Origin of the sequence: Micromonospora sp. 050-3, from assembly GCF_046549335.1 — a bacterium.
Taxonomy (GTDB): domain Bacteria; phylum Actinomycetota; class Actinomycetes; order Mycobacteriales; family Micromonosporaceae; genus Micromonospora; species Micromonospora trifolii.
Genome location: NZ_JAJPVX010000003.1, coordinates 857624 through 875768 on the forward strand (window position 1 = coordinate 857624; position 18145 = coordinate 875768).

Here is an 18145-nt window from a genome sequence, read left to right on the forward strand (position 1 = left end):
TTGTCAGGGACCCAGAAAGTTCCGTCGATGCGTACCAATGCGAATGACTACGTGTTATTGGCCGGTCACAGAAGCGACCAAAGCCGGATCTTCGGACGGGGCCGAGAAACGACCCGGGGCCGGCGCGGGCTCCACACCCACGCCGGCCCCGGGCCGGACAACGCTGCTCAGGCGCTCTGGGCGTCCTTCGCGCGGGCCTTCAACGCCCGCACCACACCGTCGCGACCCTCGGCCACCAGCCGACGCAGCGGGGCGGGGAGCCCGTCACCGGCCAGCCACGCGTCGGTGGCCGCCACCGTGTCGTCCTCCACCAGGTAGGTCGGGTACGCCAGCTGGGCGAACTCCTGCGCCGGCTCGCTGTCCCGGGTGGCCCACACCTGCCCGACCGCCGCGAAGTAGCGCTCCCGGTACGGGGCGACCAGATCCACCTGCGCCGGGTGGGCGAAGCCCTGCAACAGCGCCCGGTGCCGCCAGTTGGGCAGCGCGTCCGGGCCGGTGAGCAGGGCCCACACGGCGGCCTTGTTCTCGGCCGTCGGCATCAACGCGTGTGCGTACGCGGCCTCCCGCTCGCCGCTGGCCGTGCGGTCGCTGCTCAGCTCGGCCTCGATCTCGGCGGCGCCGGCGGCACCGTTGGCCACCAGCGCGGCGAGGACCGACCAACGCAGCTCGGTGTCGACGGTCAGCCCGGCCGGCATGCCGGTGCCGTCCATCCAACCGCGCAGCGTCGCGAGGTCTTCCTCGGAGCGGACCGCCGAGGTGAACGCCCGGGCCCAGGCCAACTGGAACCCGCTGCCAGGCTCGGCGGCGGCGAGTGCGTCGCGGGCGGTACGAGCCAGGTCGGCCCAGCCGGTCGGTGCCCAGGCCGGGTCGGCGTACAGGGTGAGCGCTGTGGTCGCCTGCCGCAGGGTGGCGGTGACCAGGTTGATGTCGGTCTCCGCGGGCAGCCCGCTCAGCGTCAGCGCCACGTAGTCGCGGGCGGACAGCTCGGCGTCGCGGATCATGTCCCAGGCGGCGGTCCAGCAGAGCGCGCGAGCCAGCGACGAGTCGAAGCCACCGATGTGCTGCACCACTGTCGCCATCGAGCGCTCGTCGAGGCGCAGCTTGGTGTAGCTGAGGTCGTCGTCGTTGAGCAGCAACACGTCGGCCGCCCGGACGCCACGCAGCGGGGCGAGATCGGTGTGCTCGCCGGTCACGTCCACCTCGTACCGCTCCCGACGGACCAGTCGCCCGTCGGTCAGGTCGTACAGGCCCACGCCGATCCGGTGGGTGCGCAGCGTCGGGTACGCCGCCGGCGCCTCCTGCCGCACCAGCACCTGCTCGTACGTGCCGTCGGCCCCGATGGTCACCTCCGGCCGCAGCGTGTTGACCTGCGCGGTCTCCAACCACTGCGCGGCGAACTTGCGCAGCTCCCGCCCGGACGCGGCCTCCAGCTCGGTGAGCAGGTCGTCGAAGGTGGCGTTGCCCCAGGCGTGCTTGCCGAAGTAGGCCCGCAGCCCGGCCACGAACGGCTCCTCACCCACGTACGCGACGAGCTGCTTGAGCACGCTCGCGCCCTTGGCGTAGGTGATGCCGTCGAAGTTGACCTCCACGGCCTCCATGTCCGGCATCTCGGTGTAGACCGGGTGGGTGGAGGAGAGTTGGTCCTGCCGGTAGCCCCAGTTCTTCCGAATGGACAGGAAGGTCGTCCACGCCTCGGTGAACCGGGTCGCGTTGGTGTTGCACCAGTGGCTGGCCCACTCGGCGAACGACTCGTTCAGCCACAGGTCGTTCCACCAGCGCATGGTGACCAGGTCACCGAACCACATGTGGGCCAGTTCGTGCAGGATCGTGTTGGCCCGCTGCTCGTACTCGAAGTCGGTGACCTGCGAGCGGAACAGGTAGTGCGACTCGGCGTGCGTCACGCAGCCGAAATTCTCCATCGCGCCGGCGTTGAAGTCGGGCACCCAGAGCTGGTCGTACTTCGGCAGCGGGTAGCGCACGCCGAACTTCTCGTGGAAGAAGTCGAAGCCCTGCTTGGTGACAAGGAACAGGTCGTCGGAGTCCAGGTACTGGGCCATCGACGCCCGGCAGAACACCCCCAGCTCGATGCCGTCGTGCGAGTCGCGCACCTCGTGGTACGGCCCGGCGCACATCGCCGTGATGTAGGTGCTCATCCGCGGCGACTCGGTGAAGTGCAGCGTCTTGAGCGCCTCACCCGCCGGCTCCTCCCGCTGCACCGGCATGTTGGAGACCGCCCGCCAGTGCGCCGGCACTGTGACGTGCCAGGTGTAGACGCTCTTCAGGTCGGGCTGGTCGAAGCAGGCGAACACCCGCTGCGCGTCGGCCGTCTCGAACTGGCTGTAGAGGTACGTCTCGCCGTCCACCGGGTCGACAGTGCGGTGCAGACCCTGACCGCTGTTGGAGTAACCGAAGTCGGCCTCGACCACCAGGACGTTGTCGCTGTCCAACCCGGACAGGGTCAGGCCCTTCTCGGCGGACCAGTCGGAGAGGTCGACGGGCGTGCCGTTCAGCGTCGCGGACCGCACCGACTCGGCGGCCAGCTCGATGAAGGTGCTCGCGCCCGGTTCGGAGCAGCGGAACCGGACCTCGGTCGTCGACCTGAACGTGCGGCCGTCGGCCGCCAGCACGGCGCTGGACAGGTCCAGACTGATGTCATACCCCGTCACGTTGAGCAGGCGGGCCCGCTCGGTCGCCTCGACCTGCGTCAGGTTGCGCACTCCCGGCACTGTTCGTCTCCATCCCACATGTCGCCGTACGCCCGGCGGCGCCCGTTCGCCTACCGCTCGTGACGGCTGGCCCGATTCGAGTCTTCCATGTACGGGCAGCCCGCGGTGGCCGAGGTCACGCTCTCATTCGGGTGCCGGTCGATGCGCTGCGGGGTGAAGATTCTCCTCAGACGCCGACCTGTCGGCGCCACCCGTCGCGAAGGGATCTCACAGTGACCGAACGTGTCACCGCCGACATGTGGTTCGACCCGGCCTGCCCGTGGGCCTGGATCACCTCTCGCTGGCTGCTTGAGGTCGAGCAGATCCGTGATGTGGACATCCGCTTCCACGTGATGAGCCTGGCCGTGCTCAACGACGGCCGGGACGAGCTGTCCGAGGACTACAAGGAGTTCCTGAAGACCGCCTGGGGCCCGGTGCGGGTCTGCATCGCCGCCGAGCAGCTCCACGGCAACGACGTGCTGCGCCCGCTCTACACCGCGCTCGGCACCCGGATCCACCTGCAGAAGCAGGAGCGGGGTCCGGAGCTGTACGTGGCCGCGCTCACCGAGGCCGGCCTCGACCCGGCGCTGGCCGCGGCCGCCGACAGCACCGACTACGACGAGGCGCTGCGGGCCAGCCACGAGGCGGGCATGCGCCCGGTCGGGCAGGACGTGGGCACTCCGGTCGTGCACGCGCCCGGCCCGGACGGCACCCCGGTCGCGTTCTTCGGCCCGGTGATCACGCCGGCTCCGAAGGGGGAGGCCGCCGGCCGCCTCTGGGACGGCGTGCTGCTGGTCGCCGGCACCCCGGGCTTCTACGAGCTCAAGCGCACCCGCGAGGAGAGCCCGATCTTCGACTGAGCGACGACCACAGCGCCCCCGTCAGTGCTTCGTCAGTCGCGCGGACGGGGGGCGTGTCGCGTCCGACGCGCAGTGCGAGCTCCGGGTTGTCGCACGGTCGTGGCGTCACCGGGAGGCGGGCGGCGTCGTTTCCCTCGGTGTCCGCCGCAGCGACCCGCAGGGCCGCACGCCGCAGTTCGTGGAGGCAAATCCCGATGGCCAAGCACCGTGCGTCCGGTGACGATCAGTTGACCCGGCAGGGGGTGATCGAGACCCCCGGCGCGGATTACTGGTCCGTTGACGACTCCCGCTGGCCGACGGTCCGCCCGGACCTGCCCGCCCACCTGGTGGATCTGCTCGCGCCGCCCATCGTGGTGGGAGTGGCGCGGGTTCCGGTGACCTCCCGGCTCACCCCGCCCGCGTCGACCGACCCACTGGCGTCGCCCGTCGACGCCGTGCCGGTCGACGCACCGGCGCTGGTGCCGTCGGGGGCGGCACCGGCCGAACCGGCTCCTCCGCCGCCGGCGCCGGCTCCTCCGCGCCCGGTGCCGACGCCGCCGCTGAGCCCGCGGCCCGTTCCCACGCCTCCTCCCGACCGTCCCGTGCCGGGGCCGCCCGCGTCGCCCCGCCGCGCCCTGAACACCGGGCCGATCGGGACCGGTCGGCGTGGCAACGGTGGGCCGGCGAGCGCGGGCAGGCACCGCCGGGGCACGTCCGACCGCGCCGGCTGACCACCCGGGCCCCACCCGGCGCTTTCATCTGGTGGACGCCCCGCGGGTCCCCGTCGGCGGCGACACCGTCGCCGGTAGCGTCAGTGGGCATGACGGTCGTGCATCCGATCACCCGGGCCTGGGTCACCACTGGCGGCACCGGCGCGCAAAACTACGACGAGTTCGCCGACGACGCGGAGATCACCGCGATCATCGAGTCGAACCCGCACAGTGCTCTCGGCATCGAGATGCCGCACCGCGCCCCGCAGAGCCTGGGCAAGTCGTTCCTCGACGCGCTGCCGGACGCGGTGGCCCGCCTCGGCGAGGCCAAGGCCGACGGCAGTTACACCCCCGCCGAGCAGGTGGTGGTGCTCTACCGGATCAGCGCGCCCGGCGAGGAACCGGCGTACGGGCTGTTCGCGATGGTGGACACCGACCAGATCTCCACCCGGGCAGACGAGCCGGGCCTGGTCATCCGCAACGAGGACGTCTTCATCGCCAAGGTGCGCGAGCGGGTGGCGCTGGCCGACGCGCTGGGCCACCTGCTCTCACCCGTACTCCTGCTTCAGACCGGGCGTGGCGACGAGCTGCACGCCGCGCTCGCGGCGGCGACCGACACGGCCGGCGCGCCCGCAGCGACGGACACCGACCAGGCCGGGCGCACACACGCCATCTGGCTGCTCGGCCCCGGCCCGGAGCAGGCAACGCTGACAGCTCTCGCCGGTGGCGGGGACCTCGTCGTCGCTGACGGCAACCACCGCAGCCTGGCCGCCCAGACCGGCGGGCTGCCGCGCTTCCTGGCCGTGGTCACCACCCCCGCGTCGGTCGCCATCCAGCCGTACAACCGGCTGGTCAGTGAGCTGACCACCACCCCGGCCGAGCTGCTCGACCGGCTGCGGGCCGCGGGCGCCGAGGTCGAGCCGATCGACGGCCCGGTCGAGGTTCCGGCGGCCGGCGGCACCGTGCATCTCCGCCTCGACGGCCAGGGGTACGCGGTGCGCCTGCCCGCCACCGCCAGCGCCAGCCTGGAAAACCTGGACCACGCCCTGGTCGAGCGGCTGGTGCTGCGCGACGCGCTCGGTCTGGACCCGGGTGACAAGCGGATCACCTACGTCGGCGGGGACTACCCGGCGAGTTGGCTCACCGGTGAGGTCGACGCCGGGCGGGCCGAGTTGGCCATCCTGATCGCGCCGGTGACCGTGGCGGATTTCGTCGCTGTCAACCTGGCCAGGGAGAAGATGCCCCGCAAGAGCACCTGGTTCACCCCGAAGGCGCGCGGCGGTCTGGTCGTCGCCGAGCTGCCGCGTTGAGCGCCATCCCCACGGCCGTGTGACGAACTCGGCTCGGGGACGCCGCCCCTGTGACGTCCCCGAGCGCGGCCTGACAGACTGCCCGGTATGCGCGTCTACCTGGGATCCGATCACGCCGGTTTCGAGTTGAAGGTGCACCTGGCCAACCACCTGGCCATGCAGGGCTACGACGTGGTCGACGTCGGCCCGCACAGCTACGACCCGGACGACGACTACCCCACGTTCTGCCTGCACACCGGCGACCAGGTGGTGGCCGACGAGACGGGCCTCGGAGTGGTCATCGGTGGCTCCGGCAACGGTGAGCAGATCGCCGCGAACAAGGTCGCCGGCGTCCGCGCCGCGCTGGCCTGGAGCGTCGAGACCGCCCAGCTGGCCCGCCAGCACAACGACGCGAACGTGGTCGCCATCGGTGCCCGCCAGCACACGCTCGACGAGGCCACCGGCATCGTCGAGGCATTCCTGAACACGCCGTTCTCCGGCAACGAGCGGCACGCTCGTCGGATCACCCAGGTGGCCGAGTACGAGCGGACCCGGAAGCTGCCCGACCTGCCCTGACCGTGCGGCGCTCAGCGCGGCGAGCGGGGCAGTTCCTCGCGGGGCACCCAGTTGCGCCGGACGACCACCACGCGGGCTTCCGCCTCGGCCAGGTCGTCGTCGGTGGGGCGGGCCGCGTCCCGGGCCCGCAGCGCGGCGCTCAGCCCCACCTGGGACGAGCCGGACCCGACCAACCCGCGCAGCCCTCGCTCGCCGTCGCGCTCGTCGCCGCCCGTGTTCCTGCGTCGCGGCGGCGGGTCGTCACCGTCGTGCACGCCCGGCGTGCTGACCGTCGGGCCGTCGGTACCCGGTCTGGCCGTCTCGGTGTCGGCGTGGTGGCGCAGCCGTCGCCGTCGTCGGTCGCTGTCACCCATCAGCCGACCGTACCCCGGCCGGGTCTGATCCGGCAGCGCCGCGGGGCCTCGCGTCCCGGCCGGGGTCGGCGACCGATTTGCCGGCTGGCTACCCTCGAATCCAGGCGGTGCTGTTGCCGTCGGTCAGGGGGAGGACGAGATGGCAGACCAGACGCAGCCGTGGGCGGAGCGGACCGTGGAGGTGCCACCGCAGGCCGGCGTCGGGGTGCCGCCGCAGCGTGACGGGTTCCGCCGGGGGGTCGCTCCGGTGGGTGAGCCGCGCACGCCGCGGACGGAGCCGTTCCCGGTGGTCGAGCAGGAGCCGACAGGCACCGGTTGGCCCGGTGAACCGGCGCCCCGCCGCTCGCTGAGCTCGCGGATGGCACAGCTGCGGCGCGGCGGTGAGTGGAGCGCGGCGGCCGGCCTCTTCGCGTTCGTGTGCTGGGGGATCTGGGCGCTCTCCGGCCAGGGTGATCTGAGCGGCCCGCTGCTGGTGCTGGTGCTCAGCCTGCTGGTGGCGGTCGGCCTGTTCGCCCTGTTCCGGCTGGTCGGCCGGGTGGTGCTGGAGCGGCAGTTGGGCCGGGTCCGGCGCAGCGCCCGAGGCGCGCACCTGGCGACCGCGGTGTTCCTCGCCGGCCTCGGCGTGGCGTGGCTCCAGCAGACCGAGTGGGTCGTCTCGGCCTGGAACTGGATCTCCTCGAACTGACCGGGCGTGCACGGGCGGGCCGGTCCAGGACCGCCCACCCGTGCACCCGGTCGTCTCCCCACCAGGCAAGGTTGCCGCTTACCCGGCCGGCCGCGGTTCATCCGTGGCCGGCCGCTCCGACCGGTACGCGGCACCGCCGAGGATCAGCCGGCGGATTCGGCGGCGGCGTAGTCGCGGGCCACCCGGACCATCTCCACCAGCCCGCCGGCGTACTCCTGGGATTCGCCGTGCGCCTCGTCGAACGGCGGCTGGAAGCCGACGCCCTCCCACTGGTTGGTCGCCGGGTTCCACCGGTCGTTGCCGACCTCGAAGTCCCAGGCGAAGATGCCCAGCTCGTAGTAGAGCTGGTCGGCCGAGTTGCCGGCGGCGGAGTAGAGCACGTCGGCGACCGGTCCGGTCTGCGACGGCCAGGTGACGGTGCCGCGCTCCTGGGCGATGGCGCCGACGATCCGCCGGGCGCTGTTGAGGAACAGCGTCGACTCGTCGATCGACGGTCGCGGCAGGGTGACCCTGCCGTCGGCCCGGTACGCCCCCGGCGGCCACATGAAGTACCCGCCGTAGGAGTGCACGTTCATCGCGAACTTGATGTTCGGGTGGTCCTCGGCGAGCGCGATCACGTTGCGGCTCTCCGCCTCGGACAGCTCCGCGGTGCCGGCGAAGGTGCCGGACAGGCAGTTGGCGCTGGCGCCCACGTAGCCGTCGAAGAACGACCCGACGGTGTAGTTGCGGTTGATGTCGACGCCCCACGAGCTGCGGTTCTTCGGGTCGCGGGCCGCCCCGGTGCAGTGGTTGACAAGGTTCTTGCGCTGGAAGTTGAAGTCGTTGAACGAGTAGTTCGCACCGTCCGGGTTGACCATCGGGATGACGAAGATGTCGACCTGCTCCAGCAGCTCACGGGTGGCCGGGTCGGTCCGGGCGTTGGCCAGCATCCGCTCGGCGAACTCCAGCGTCACCAGCGGCGTGGCCCACTCCCGTGCGTGTTCCTGGGAGTACGCGAGCACCCCGACCCGGGAGCCGTCCCGGTGTACGCCGAGGCGCAGCGCCTGCACCGTCCACGGCCACGCCGGCACCTCGGTGCCCTGGAGGCCGTCGTCGAGTCGGGTGGGGCCGGCGACGGGCATCGGCAGCCCGGCCGAACCGTCCTCCACGGTGGCCCGGAACCGATCCGGTTGACGGGCGTTGATCGCCGCCGCGACCTCGTCGGTGGTGCTCACCGTCTTGCCCGCGGTGTCGGTGGCCAGTGACACGGTGAGGACGCGGTCGCGGTAGCCGACGGTCAGTGGCCGGTTCGCCCGGCCCGGGTCGACCGTCCGCACCTGTACGCCGTTCATGTTCTGGTCGCCGAAGCGGACCGACTCGACCACCAGGGCGGCCACCGCCGGGTCGCCCAGGTAGCCGGCGGCGGTGCGCCGGTAGCCCTGGGTCTTGTTCGGCAGGTCGATCACGTCCACCAGGTCCCGGTACTGGCGGGCCAGCCGCTTGATCCGGGCCTGGATGTCCGTCGGCGTCAGATACGCGTCGATGAAGTCCTTCTGGTAGCCGGCCGGAAGCGGCGGCGGGGAGGCGTTCGGCCAGAGCGTCGGGGTGACCGCCCGGCTGACCCCGCCGAGGCTGGAGGTGGCGCTCAGCTGCACCGGTCGGCTCGGCACCGGCTGGGGGAGCGCGTAGTGGTACTGGTACTCGCCCGAGTCCTCGAACCGGTACAGCGGGAACGAGCCGGTGGCGCCGTCCGCCGTCCGCCAACTGACGGTGATCTCCACGTCCGGGTCGTCGGTGGCGGTGGTGGCCACCTGGGCCTGAAGGAAGGTCTGTCCGGTCGTGGTCCACCAGTACGCCTGCTGCACCTGGAGGGTGTCCACGGCGACGGCGGTGGTGGACCGCTGGCCAGCGGCCGGCGCGCGTAGCCCGGCGGCGGTGCGGGCCTGAGCCGCGCGGACGCTGTCGGCGTAGTGCCGGTTGCCGTCACCGGCGCGCTGCACGATCTGCACGGCCGTCGCGCCCTGCGCGGTCAGGTCGGCGAGCTGCGCGCCGCTGAGCACCACGTCGGCGATGATCCGGCCGTCCCGCGCCCGGGGCCGGTTGGCCACGTCCGCGCCGGTGGCGACGAGCCGGTCCAACTGGGCCTGATCGCGGAGCTGGACTCGGACCAGTGCGGTTTCGGTGGCGCTCAGAGCGATCGGGGCGGCCGGGTCGGCGGGTGCGGCCGCTCCGGAAGCGGGATGGGACAACACTGCGCTGAACAGGATCACTGTGGTGGCGGCAGCTGTCCACCGTCGTCGGACGATCATGTGCCCTCCTGTGACGGACGTCGATGTGCTTGGTCCTTACACCAGTGCACAGATCGACACCTGTCAAGGTGACCAGAGGGTCCTCCGTGCCTTTGCGGCGTTGATCCCCGTGACATCAGCGCGAGTTTCGGAGCAACCCCCGGGGTCAGACCCCGCGTGACTATCTCGAAACGGGGATCGGAGGCCTGAATGAGCGATCGCGACGAGGCGTTCGCCGAGTACTTCGCGGCACGGTCCGGTGCCATGCGCGGCACCGCGTACCTGCTGTGCGGCGACTGGCACCGTGCCGAAGACCTGGTCCAGACCGCGTTCGTCAAGCTCTACGGGGTCTGGAACCGGATCTCCCGGCACGAGGTGCTCGACAGCTACGTGCGCCAGATCCTGATCCGGACCTTCCTCGACGAGCGCCGCCGCGGCTGGTGGCGGCGTGAGCGGGTGGGTGGCGAGGACGCCGAGCAGGTGGCCCCGCCCGACTCGCCGGAGAGCCGACTGGTGCTGCTCCAGGCGCTGGCCCGGGTGGCACCGCGTCAGCGGGCCGTGCTGGTTCTGCGGTACTGGGAGGACCTGTCGATCGAGGACGTCGCGGCGCTGCTGGAGTGTTCTCCAGGGACGGTGAAGAGCCAGGCGGCACGCGGGCTCGACACCTTGCGCGGCCTCCTGACACCCACCTACAGCGGGATCGAGTTGGGGGAGCGATGAACGAGCAGGAGTTGCGCGAGGGGCTGCGCAGCGAGATGGCGGGGACGACCCCGCCACCACCATTGAGTACGACAGCCGCGCTCGGCGCGGCGCGGCGGACGCAATTCCGCCGGCGCGCGCTGTGGGCGTCCCTCGGATCGGCGGCTGTCGTGCTGGCGGTCACCGGCTTCGCGGCCGTCGCGACCCCGGAGGGCGACGTCTACCAACCGGCAGGCCACGGGCCACTGGCCTCCCCGGGCACCAAGGAGCCGTGGCCGACCGGGCCGGACGGGCAACCGCAGGAGGACCGGACCGCGCGGGCCGGTGCCAAGTACGAGCAGGGCATCCACCTGCTCAGGGAGGTTGTCTCGGTGGTACCCGCCGGCTTCACCGCGCCGGAGGACCCGCCGAGCCAGTCCGAAGAGCCGACGCTGCGGACCAAGCAGGCGCAGTTCGAGGCCGAGGTGGACGGCGTCGACGTGTGGAGCTACCTGACCTCGGTCGCCGTGGCGCAGGGCAAGGGCACCGGGCGAGTGATCGTCGAGGTGCACGAAGCCCCCAACCCGCTGCCGGCCGAGCCGTGCGACCTGGCCCAGAAGTTCTGGGGCATGCGGGGCGAGTGCCGGGTCGAGACCGTCGGAGCCGCGCGGGTCGGCGTGGTGGTCCGACCGGGCAGCGACGATCGGCTCGACCAGTGGTCGGCGTACCGGCATCCGGACGGCGTGGTGGTCTTCGTGGCGCAGGGAGTGCGGCTCGACGAGAGCCGGCCGGCGTTGAAGGATCTGCCGTTCTCCGTACCGCAGTTGGCGGCTCTCGCTGTCGACGAACGGTTCCACCTGAAGTGACACGGCGACTCGGCCTCGCCGAGTGGGTCCAGGTGCCGCCACCGTGCGGTCCACCTGGGCCCTGCTGTGCGTCAACGCCCGCCGCCTGCTGACCCGTTGGAGGCGCTGCGCGTCTCTCTCAACGGCGCGCCGTGAGTGGCACCAGGACGAGGGTGGCAATGCCGAGCGCGCTGGCGCCCTCACCACCGGATGACATCGCTACAGTCTCGGCCGCCCGTCATCGTTTTCACAGGAGCCGTATCGGCGAACTCCGAACTTCCGGTGCCCCCACCGGATCTGCGACCGTAACGTCCCGTGCGCCGCCAAGTCCTGTACGCCAAAGCGCCCTCCGACCGGGGCCGGAGGGCGTTGGAGCGGGCGACGAGAATCGAACTCGCGTAGTCAGTTTGGAAGACTGAAGCTCTACCATTGAGCTACGCCCGCGTGCATCCCGCCGAAACAGGACGCGCCCCTAGCGTACCCAATGCCGACGCCCGACGCGTAACCGCGCCACCGCCACCGCGGTGCCGCGTCGTCCGCGACCCGGCGGCGCGGCGACCCAAGATCCGCACGACATCCGGGATGTAGTGGCCTCGCCGTGCGCGGACACCACTACATCCGTGAAGCTGCGCGGATCTTGGGGCCCGCCCTGCGGATCTTGCTGGTACGGGGGAGGGCGGAATGGTAAGTTTCCGGTGATATGTCCGGGTGGGGGATGCCCCGGCACCGACTGAGGCGTGGCGACGGCATAGACTGCACGTCGCCACGGGGTGTGGCGCAGCTTGGTAGCGCACTCGCTTTGGGAGCGAGGGGCCGTGGGTTCAAATCCCGCCACCCCGACTGTCGTCCGCGGCCGGGCCGCCCCGGGTGCCGCACCAGTGCGGTCCCCGGGCGATGCCGGAGCGTCAGGCCGGCTCGCCTACACTCGATGGGCTGAATCACGCCCAGACTCAACTGAGATCCGTCAAGGAGTACGCCTGTGAAGAGCACCGTCGAGACTCTGAGCCCGACGCGCGTGCGGCTCGCCATCGAGGTGCCGTTCGTCGAGCTCGAGCCGAGCCTCAAGAAGGCGTACCGGGAGATCGGTTCGCAGGTCCAGGTTCCGGGCTTCCGCCGGGGCAAGGTGCCGACCGCGGTGATCGACCAGCGGGTGGGCCGGGGCACCGTCCTCAACGAGGCGGTCCAGGAGGCGATCCCGGAGAACATCCTCGCCGCGGTGCGCGAGCACGACCTGAAGACGCTGGGGCGGCCGGAGGTCGAGATCACCGAGTTCAACGATGGTGACTCGCTGAACTTCACGGCCGAGGTCGACGTCCGCCCGGAGATCACCATCCCGGACGCGAGCACCATCGAGGTGACCGTCGACGAGCTGCAGATCGACGAGAGCGAGATCGACGAGCAGGTGAAGAACCTGCGGGAGCGTTTCGCGACCCTCAAGACCGTGGAGCGGGCCGCCGCCGAGGGCGACTACGTCCAGATCGACCTCAACGCCACCGTCGACGGCGAGGACGTGCCGGGCGGCCAGGCGAGCAACATCTCCCACGAGGTGGGCAGCAAGCAGCTCCTGCCGGGCCTGGACGAGGCCGTGGTCGGCCTCGCCGCCGGTGACGACACCACCTTCACCACCCAGCTGGTCGGCGGCGACTTCGCCGGTCGCGACGCCGACGTGGCGGTGACCGTGCGCACGGTCAAGGAGAAGGAGCTGCCGGAGCTCAACGATGAGTTCGCCCAGATGGCGAGCGAGTTCGACACCATCGAGGAGCTGCGCGGCGACCTGCGGTCCCGGGTCACCCAGGGCAAGCAGGTCGAGCAGATCTACGCCGCTCGGGACAAGGCCCTGGCCGAGCTCGTCGAGGCCGCCGACATCCCCGCCCCGGAGGGTGTCGTCCGCGAGGAGGTCGAGAGCCGCAAGCAGGCGATGGTCGACCAGCTGGAGCGGATCGGCGCCTCGATGGAGGAGTACCTCGCGGCCGAGGACAAGACCGAGGAGCAGATCGACGCCGAGCTGACCGAGGCGGCGACCGAGGGCGTTAAGGTCCAGCTCCTGCTGGACACGCTGGCCGACGCGGAGGACGTGCAGGTCTCCGACGACGAGTTCGGGCACGAGATCGTGCACCGGGCGCAGCGTGCCGGGATGGCCCCGCAGCAGTACTACGACCAGCTGGTGCGCTCCGGCGCGGCCGCCGCGGTCTTCGGCGACGTGCGGCGCGGCAAGGCGCTCGCGGCCGTCATGGAGAAGATCACGATCAAGGACTCGGCCGGCAACGGGATCACCCTCGACGCGCTGCGCGCCGCCAACGAGGCGGAGCACAACCACGACCACTGATCGTCGGGTGCGGCCGCCGTCCGCCGCTGAGCGGCGGACGGCGGCCGTTTCCCTTTCCGGGTACGCCCGGGCAGCAAGCACTGCCGGGTACGCCCGGAAGCCCGCGCCGCGGGTACGCCCGACACAGCTGCGCTGAGAGCGAACACTGCCCCGACCGGGACTCTGCCGCCCCGCACAGCGGTTAGTGTCGGGAAAGACGGTACGGAGAGCGAAGGGCTGCCATGACCGACATGCACATCCCCAAGAAGTCGCTCCGGGCGATTGACGCGCGCGGTGGCGACTCCATTGGCAACCTCGACGACTCGGTCTACAACCGGTTGCTCAAGGAACGCATCATCTTCCTGGGCAGTGAGGTGACCGACCAGGTCGCCAACCGCATCTGCGCGCAGCTGCTGCTGCTCGCCGCGGAGGACCCGGACCGCGACATCAACCTGTGGATCAACTCGCCGGGTGGCTCGGTCTACTCCGGCATGGCGATCTACGACACCATGCAGTTCATCGACAACGACGTGTCGACCGTGGCGATGGGCATGGCTGCCTCGATGGGTCAGCTGCTGCTCTGCGCGGGCACCAAGGGCAAGCGGTACGCCCTGCCCCATGCACGGATCATGATGCACCAGCCGTCCGGTGGTCTGGGCGGCACCGCGTCCGACATCGCCATCCAGGCGGAGCAGATGCTCTACACGAAGCGGATGTTCCAGGAGCGGGTCGCGCACCACACCGGCCAGAGCCAGTCGCAGATCGAGGCCGACTCGGACCGGGACCGTTGGTTCACCGCCCAGGAGGCCATGGACTACGGCTTCATCGACAAGGTGATCATCGGGGCCGCACAGGTTCCGGATGGCGCCGGGACCCTGAGCTGAGGAGCTGACGATGACCGATCTGAGCCTGCCGCCCCAGTTCGCGGCCGTGCACAACCGCTACGTGCTGCCGTCGTTCGTCGAGCGCACGTCGTACGGGGTCAAGGAGTCGAACCCGTACAACAAGCTCTTCGAGGACCGGATCATCTTCCTCGGCGTCCAGGTGGACGACGCCTCGGCCAACGACGTGATGGCTCAGCTGCTGACGCTCGAGGGCACCGATCCGGACCGCGACATCATCATGTACATCAACTCGCCGGGTGGGTCGTTCACCGCCATGACGGCGATCTACGACACCATGCAGTACGTCCGTCCGGACATCTCGACGGTCTGCCTCGGGCAGGCGGCGAGCGCGGCGGCGGTGCTGCTCTCGGCGGGCACTCCCGGTAAGCGGATGGCCCTGCCGAACTCGCGGATCATCATCCACCAGCCGGCCACCGAGGGCGGCTACGGGCAGGGCTCGGACATCGAGATCCAGGCCCGGGAGATCCTGCGGATGCGTACGCAGCTGGAGGACATGCTGTCCCGCCACTGCAACCGCCCAATCGAGCAGGTTCGCAAGGACATCGACCGTGACAAGATCATGACGGCCGAGGAGTCCAAGGAATACGGGCTGGTCGACACGATCCTGACCAGTCGCAAGAAGGGTCTGCTGGCGGCCAACGCCGCCCGCTGAGCTTCATCGGGTCAGAGGTTGGCCGGGGCTCCGTTCCCGGCCGACCTCTGACACACCCGTTTTGGGGGTCGGAGAATGCCCCGCCAGCGGGTAACGTCGGGTCCGTACCGCTTCGCCGGTTGAGCCGGCGGCGCGAACTAAGCCGGGCGGCGCGCAACGTCCGCAGGTCAGGGCCGGGTCTCCGGCCGATGAGTGCAGGGAGAACGTAGGTGGCACGGATCGGTGACGGCGGCGACCTACTGAAATGTTCCTTCTGCGGCAAGTCGCAGAAGCAGGTCAAGAAGCTCATCGCGGGCCCAGGGGTCTACATCTGCGACGAGTGCATCGATCTCTGCAACGAGATCATCGAAGAGGAGTTGGCCGAGTCCGGCGAGGTGAAGTGGGAAGAGCTTCCCAAGCCGATGGAGATCTGCCAGTTCCTCGACACCTACGTCGTGGGTCAGGATCAGGCCAAGAAGGCGCTCGCCGTAGCGGTTTACAACCACTACAAGCGGATCCAGGCCGAGGCGGCCGGCGCGCCGGGCTCCGGCAATGACGCCGTCGAGCTGGCCAAGTCCAACATCCTGCTGCTCGGCCCGACCGGGTGCGGCAAGACCCACCTGGCGCAGACCCTCGCCCGGATGTTGAACGTCCCGTTCGCCATCGCCGACGCCACAGCGCTGACCGAGGCGGGCTACGTCGGCGAGGATGTGGAGAACATCCTCCTCAAGCTGATCCAGGCCGCCGACTACGACATCAAGCGCGCCGAGACCGGCATCATCTACATCGACGAGGTCGACAAGATCGCCCGCAAGTCGGAGAACCCGTCGATCACCCGCGACGTCTCCGGTGAGGGTGTGCAGCAGGCCCTGCTCAAGATGCTCGAGGGCACGGTGGCCAACGTGCCGCCGCAGGGTGGCCGTAAGCACCCACACCAGGAGTTCATCCAGATCGACACCACGAACGTGCTGTTCATCTGTGGTGGCGCGTTCGCCGGCCTCGACCAGATCATCGAGTCCCGCACCGGGCAGGGCGGCACCGGCTTCGGCGCCCGGCTCCGGTCGGTCTCCGATCGGTCGACCGACGACATCTTCAGCCAGGTCATGCCGGAAGACATGCTCAAGTTCGGGCTGATCCCCGAGTTCGTCGGCCGGCTCCCGGTGATCACCAACGTTCGCAGCCTGGACCGTAGCGCCCTCGTTCGGATCCTCACCGAGCCGCGCAACGCCCTGGTCCGGCAATACCAGCGCCTATTCGAGCTGGACGGTGTCGAGCTCGAGTTCGACGAGCCGGCGTTGGAAGCCATCGCCGATCAGGCGATGCTGCGGGGCACCGGTGCCCGTGGTCTGCGGGCCATCATCGAGGAGGTTCTGCTCTCCGCGATGTACGAGGTGCCGAGCAACCCCGACGCCGCCCGCGTGCTGATCACCCGCGAGGTTGTCCTGGAGAACGTCAACCCGACGATCGTGCCGCGCGAGTTCACCGGGCGCCGCGCCCGGCGCGACCGCGAAGAAAAGTCCGCCTGACTCGTTCCCGCGTCACGCCGGCCGTTCGATCCTGACGCGGCCGGCGTGTTCGTGTTCGGCGGCCGCTCGCCCGTGACCAACCAGGCGGCTGACCAAATCGTGACGCTGTCCGTAAGCGCTCCAGCCGTACCCTTTGCTCATGCGTGTCGCCGTCTGCCAGCTGAACGCCCGGGACGACCGTAAGGCCAATCTGGCGGCCGCGGAGGCCCTACTGGAGCGCGCCGCCGCCGGCGGCGCGGATCTCGCCGTCCTCCCGGAGTACGTCGACTACCTGGGCCCTGCCGCTGGGCTGCCCGAGCCGGAGCCGGTCGACGGGGAGGTGGGCAGCTTCTTCGCCGCGGTCGCCCGGCGGCTCGGGATCTGGTTGGTGGCCGGCTCGTTCCACGAGGCCGGCCCGGACCCGGAGCACACCTGGAACACGTCGCTGGTCTTCGACCGTTCCGGCAGTCTGGCCGCGAGCTATCGCAAGATCCACCTGTACGACGTGGAGATCCCCGGTCGCGTCTCCTACCGGGAGTCGGCGAGCGTCGCGCCCGGGGTCCAACCGGTGGTGGTCGACGTCGAAGGGCTGCGGGTCGGCCTGTCGATCTGCTACGACCTGCGCTTCCCGGAGCTGTACCGGCTGCTCGCCTCAGACGGCGGCGCGCAGCTGCTGGTGGTTCCGGCCGCGTTCATGATGCACACCGGCCGGGACCACTGGGAGGTCCTGCTGCGGGCCAGGGCGATCGAGAACCAGTGTTACGTGGCGGCGGCCGGTCAGACCGGCGACCACGAGCCGGGTCGTACCTGCTTCGGGCGCAGCATGGTGGTCGACCCGTGGGGGACGGTCATCGGCCAGGTGCCGGACGGCCCGGGGGTCTCCGTCGTCGACCTGGACCTGGACCGGCTCGACACGATCCGCGCCGAGCTGCCCAGCCTGGCCAACCGCCGGCTCTGACCCTCAGCCCTCGAGCAGGACGCCGATCACCGCGAACCCGGCGATGGCCGCTGCGGTGACCAGCAGCGCCGTGGTCATCCGGGACCTGCCCCGTCGGGCCAGTCGTCCCACCGAGAGCACAAGCACGACAAGCACGACCGCACCGATCACCACCTGCCAGAACGGCCCGATGAGGCCGAGCAGCGCCTCCTCGGCGAACACCCTGGCACCGTGCCCGGACTCATCCATGACTGACACTCTGGCACGTCGAGGCGGCCCGCGTCCTCGGCTGAGCCGGGGAGGCGGGGTGCTCGCGTCTGCGGCGGCGGCGGGCGCCGTTGGGCGCTCTTCGTCCAAACCAGTGATGAACCCTGATTTGCCTTCTCCGGGCCGTCCGCGTAACTTTCTCTCTGCACGGGGGAGGCCGGACAAACCGGCCGAGAACGGGCGCCAGGCTCGTGGCGGGAACGCCGAGCGAGACTGAGGATCGGGCGGTGCGGAACACTCCGGAAACGGGGTTGCGAACGCGAAGCCGACCGGGTAGAGTTCTGAAGCCGGCAGGAGCCGGGCGGAGAGCCGCGAAGCGGTGATCGGCCGGTCTGCGGCTTCCCACGACAGAAACGAACGTCGGCAACGACGCGCGTCATCGTGGAGTCGAACGAGTAACAGGATCCGCACGTCGGGTGAAGTACGACGAACCGCGAAATATCGGTTTGACACGGCGGAAGCGAGCGGGTAACGTAGTAAGAGTGCCTGGCGCTGAAAGCGTTAGGGATGCGGTAGGAAATAGCCCCGGGTTGGGGTTCCACTGTGGTGGGGCTTCTGGTCGGTGTGTGGTTGTTCTTTGAGAACTCAACAGGGTGCTTGTAAAGCCAGTGCCAATTATGATTTATACCCCGGACTGGTCAGTTTTTG

General features: G+C 70.3%; 16 protein-coding genes and 2 tRNA genes. 13 read left to right on the top strand and 5 right to left on the bottom strand.

Annotated elements, in window-relative coordinates; genetic code table 11:
* Positions 1-167 precede the first annotated feature (167 nt).
* Positions 168-2717 carry an aminopeptidase N gene (gene pepN, locus ACLJOK_RS32055; protein WP_410822187.1) on the bottom strand — a complete coding sequence of 850 codons (2550 nt, stop codon included), beginning with the start codon at positions 2715-2717 and terminating at the stop codon, positions 168-170.
* A 221-nt stretch (positions 2718-2938) separates the two neighbouring features.
* Here pepN and ACLJOK_RS32060 point away from each other — a divergent pair, with 221 nt between their 5' ends.
* The 4 genes from ACLJOK_RS32060 to ACLJOK_RS32075 all read left to right on the top strand — a co-directional run bounded on the left by ACLJOK_RS32060 (position 2939) and on the right by ACLJOK_RS32075 (position 6119).
* Positions 2939-3565, top strand: coding sequence for a disulfide bond formation protein DsbA (locus tag ACLJOK_RS32060; RefSeq protein WP_410822188.1), 627 nt, complete (start codon positions 2939-2941; stop codon positions 3563-3565).
* Positions 3566-3759: 194 nt separating this feature from the next.
* Entirely contained in the window at positions 3760-4275 is a 516-nt protein-coding gene (locus tag ACLJOK_RS32065) for a hypothetical protein (protein WP_410822189.1), read from the top strand.
* Between the two features lie 89 nt (positions 4276-4364).
* Entirely contained in the window at positions 4365-5564 is a 1200-nt protein-coding gene (locus ACLJOK_RS32070) for a DUF1015 family protein (protein WP_410822190.1), read from the top strand.
* An 87-nt stretch (positions 5565-5651) separates the two neighbouring features.
* Entirely contained in the window at positions 5652-6119 is a 468-nt protein-coding gene (locus ACLJOK_RS32075; protein WP_238669040.1) for a ribose-5-phosphate isomerase, read from the top strand.
* 11 nt (positions 6120-6130) lie between these two features.
* On the opposite strand, the gene ACLJOK_RS32080 is transcribed toward ACLJOK_RS32075, so the two are convergent.
* Positions 6131-6472, bottom strand: a complete 342-nt coding sequence (locus ACLJOK_RS32080; protein ID WP_410822191.1) for a hypothetical protein — start codon at positions 6470-6472, stop codon at positions 6131-6133.
* A 139-nt stretch (positions 6473-6611) separates the two neighbouring features.
* Here ACLJOK_RS32080 and ACLJOK_RS32085 point away from each other — a divergent pair, with 139 nt between their 5' ends.
* Positions 6612-7157: a hypothetical protein gene (locus tag ACLJOK_RS32085; protein WP_410822192.1), complete on the top strand. Its 546-nt coding sequence runs from the start codon at positions 6612-6614 to the stop codon at positions 7155-7157.
* Positions 7158-7300: 143 nt separating this feature from the next.
* On the opposite strand, the gene ACLJOK_RS32090 is transcribed toward ACLJOK_RS32085, so the two are convergent.
* Positions 7301-9445 (bottom strand): M14 family zinc carboxypeptidase, encoded by a 2145-nt coding sequence (locus ACLJOK_RS32090; RefSeq protein WP_410822193.1) that lies wholly within the window; start codon positions 9443-9445, stop codon positions 7301-7303.
* 189 nt (positions 9446-9634) lie between these two features.
* On the opposite strand from ACLJOK_RS32090, the gene ACLJOK_RS32095 reads away from it, so the two are divergent.
* Together ACLJOK_RS32095 and ACLJOK_RS32100 are read left to right on the top strand one after the other, a co-directional pair.
* Complete coding sequence (locus tag ACLJOK_RS32095; protein ID WP_410822194.1) at positions 9635-10144, top strand: SigE family RNA polymerase sigma factor; 510 nt, start codon at positions 9635-9637, stop codon at positions 10142-10144.
* Positions 10141-10968 carry a hypothetical protein gene (locus ACLJOK_RS32100; RefSeq protein WP_410822195.1) on the top strand — a complete coding sequence of 276 codons (828 nt, stop codon included), beginning with the start codon at positions 10141-10143 and terminating at the stop codon, positions 10966-10968. Before ACLJOK_RS32095 ends, ACLJOK_RS32100 begins: the two co-directional genes overlap by 4 nt.
* A 349-nt stretch (positions 10969-11317) precedes the next feature.
* Here the strand turns inward: ACLJOK_RS32100 and ACLJOK_RS32105 are convergent.
* Positions 11318-11391, bottom strand: a tRNA-Gly gene (locus tag ACLJOK_RS32105).
* Between the two features lie 322 nt (positions 11392-11713).
* On the opposite strand from ACLJOK_RS32105, the gene ACLJOK_RS32110 reads away from it, so the two are divergent.
* The 6 genes from ACLJOK_RS32110 to ACLJOK_RS32135 all read left to right on the top strand — a co-directional run bounded on the left by ACLJOK_RS32110 (position 11714) and on the right by ACLJOK_RS32135 (position 17251).
* Positions 11714-11787 (top strand) — tRNA-Pro (locus ACLJOK_RS32110).
* Positions 11788-11926: 139 nt separating this feature from the next.
* Positions 11927-13273, top strand: coding sequence for a trigger factor (tig, locus tag ACLJOK_RS32115; RefSeq protein WP_410822196.1), 1347 nt, complete (start codon positions 11927-11929; stop codon positions 13271-13273).
* Between the two features lie 221 nt (positions 13274-13494).
* Positions 13495-14136 (top strand): ATP-dependent Clp protease proteolytic subunit, encoded by a 642-nt coding sequence (locus ACLJOK_RS32120; RefSeq protein ID WP_007464111.1) that lies wholly within the window; start codon positions 13495-13497, stop codon positions 14134-14136.
* A 10-nt stretch (positions 14137-14146) separates the two neighbouring features.
* Positions 14147-14809: an ATP-dependent Clp protease proteolytic subunit gene (locus ACLJOK_RS32125; protein ID WP_030333536.1), complete on the top strand. Its 663-nt coding sequence runs from the start codon at positions 14147-14149 to the stop codon at positions 14807-14809.
* A gap of 209 nt (positions 14810-15018) precedes the next feature.
* Positions 15019-16314 carry an ATP-dependent Clp protease ATP-binding subunit ClpX gene (gene clpX / locus ACLJOK_RS32130; protein ID WP_410822197.1) on the top strand — a complete coding sequence of 432 codons (1296 nt, stop codon included), beginning with the start codon at positions 15019-15021 and terminating at the stop codon, positions 16312-16314.
* A 139-nt stretch (positions 16315-16453) separates the two neighbouring features.
* Positions 16454-17251: a carbon-nitrogen hydrolase family protein gene (locus ACLJOK_RS32135; protein ID WP_410822198.1), complete on the top strand. Its 798-nt coding sequence runs from the start codon at positions 16454-16456 to the stop codon at positions 17249-17251.
* Positions 17252-17254: 3 nt separating this feature from the next.
* Here the strand turns inward: ACLJOK_RS32135 and ACLJOK_RS32140 are convergent, their stop codons facing one another.
* Positions 17255-17479, bottom strand: a complete 225-nt coding sequence (locus ACLJOK_RS32140) for a hypothetical protein (RefSeq protein ID WP_112584164.1) — start codon at positions 17477-17479, stop codon at positions 17255-17257.
* Positions 17480-18145: the final 666 nt, after the last annotated feature.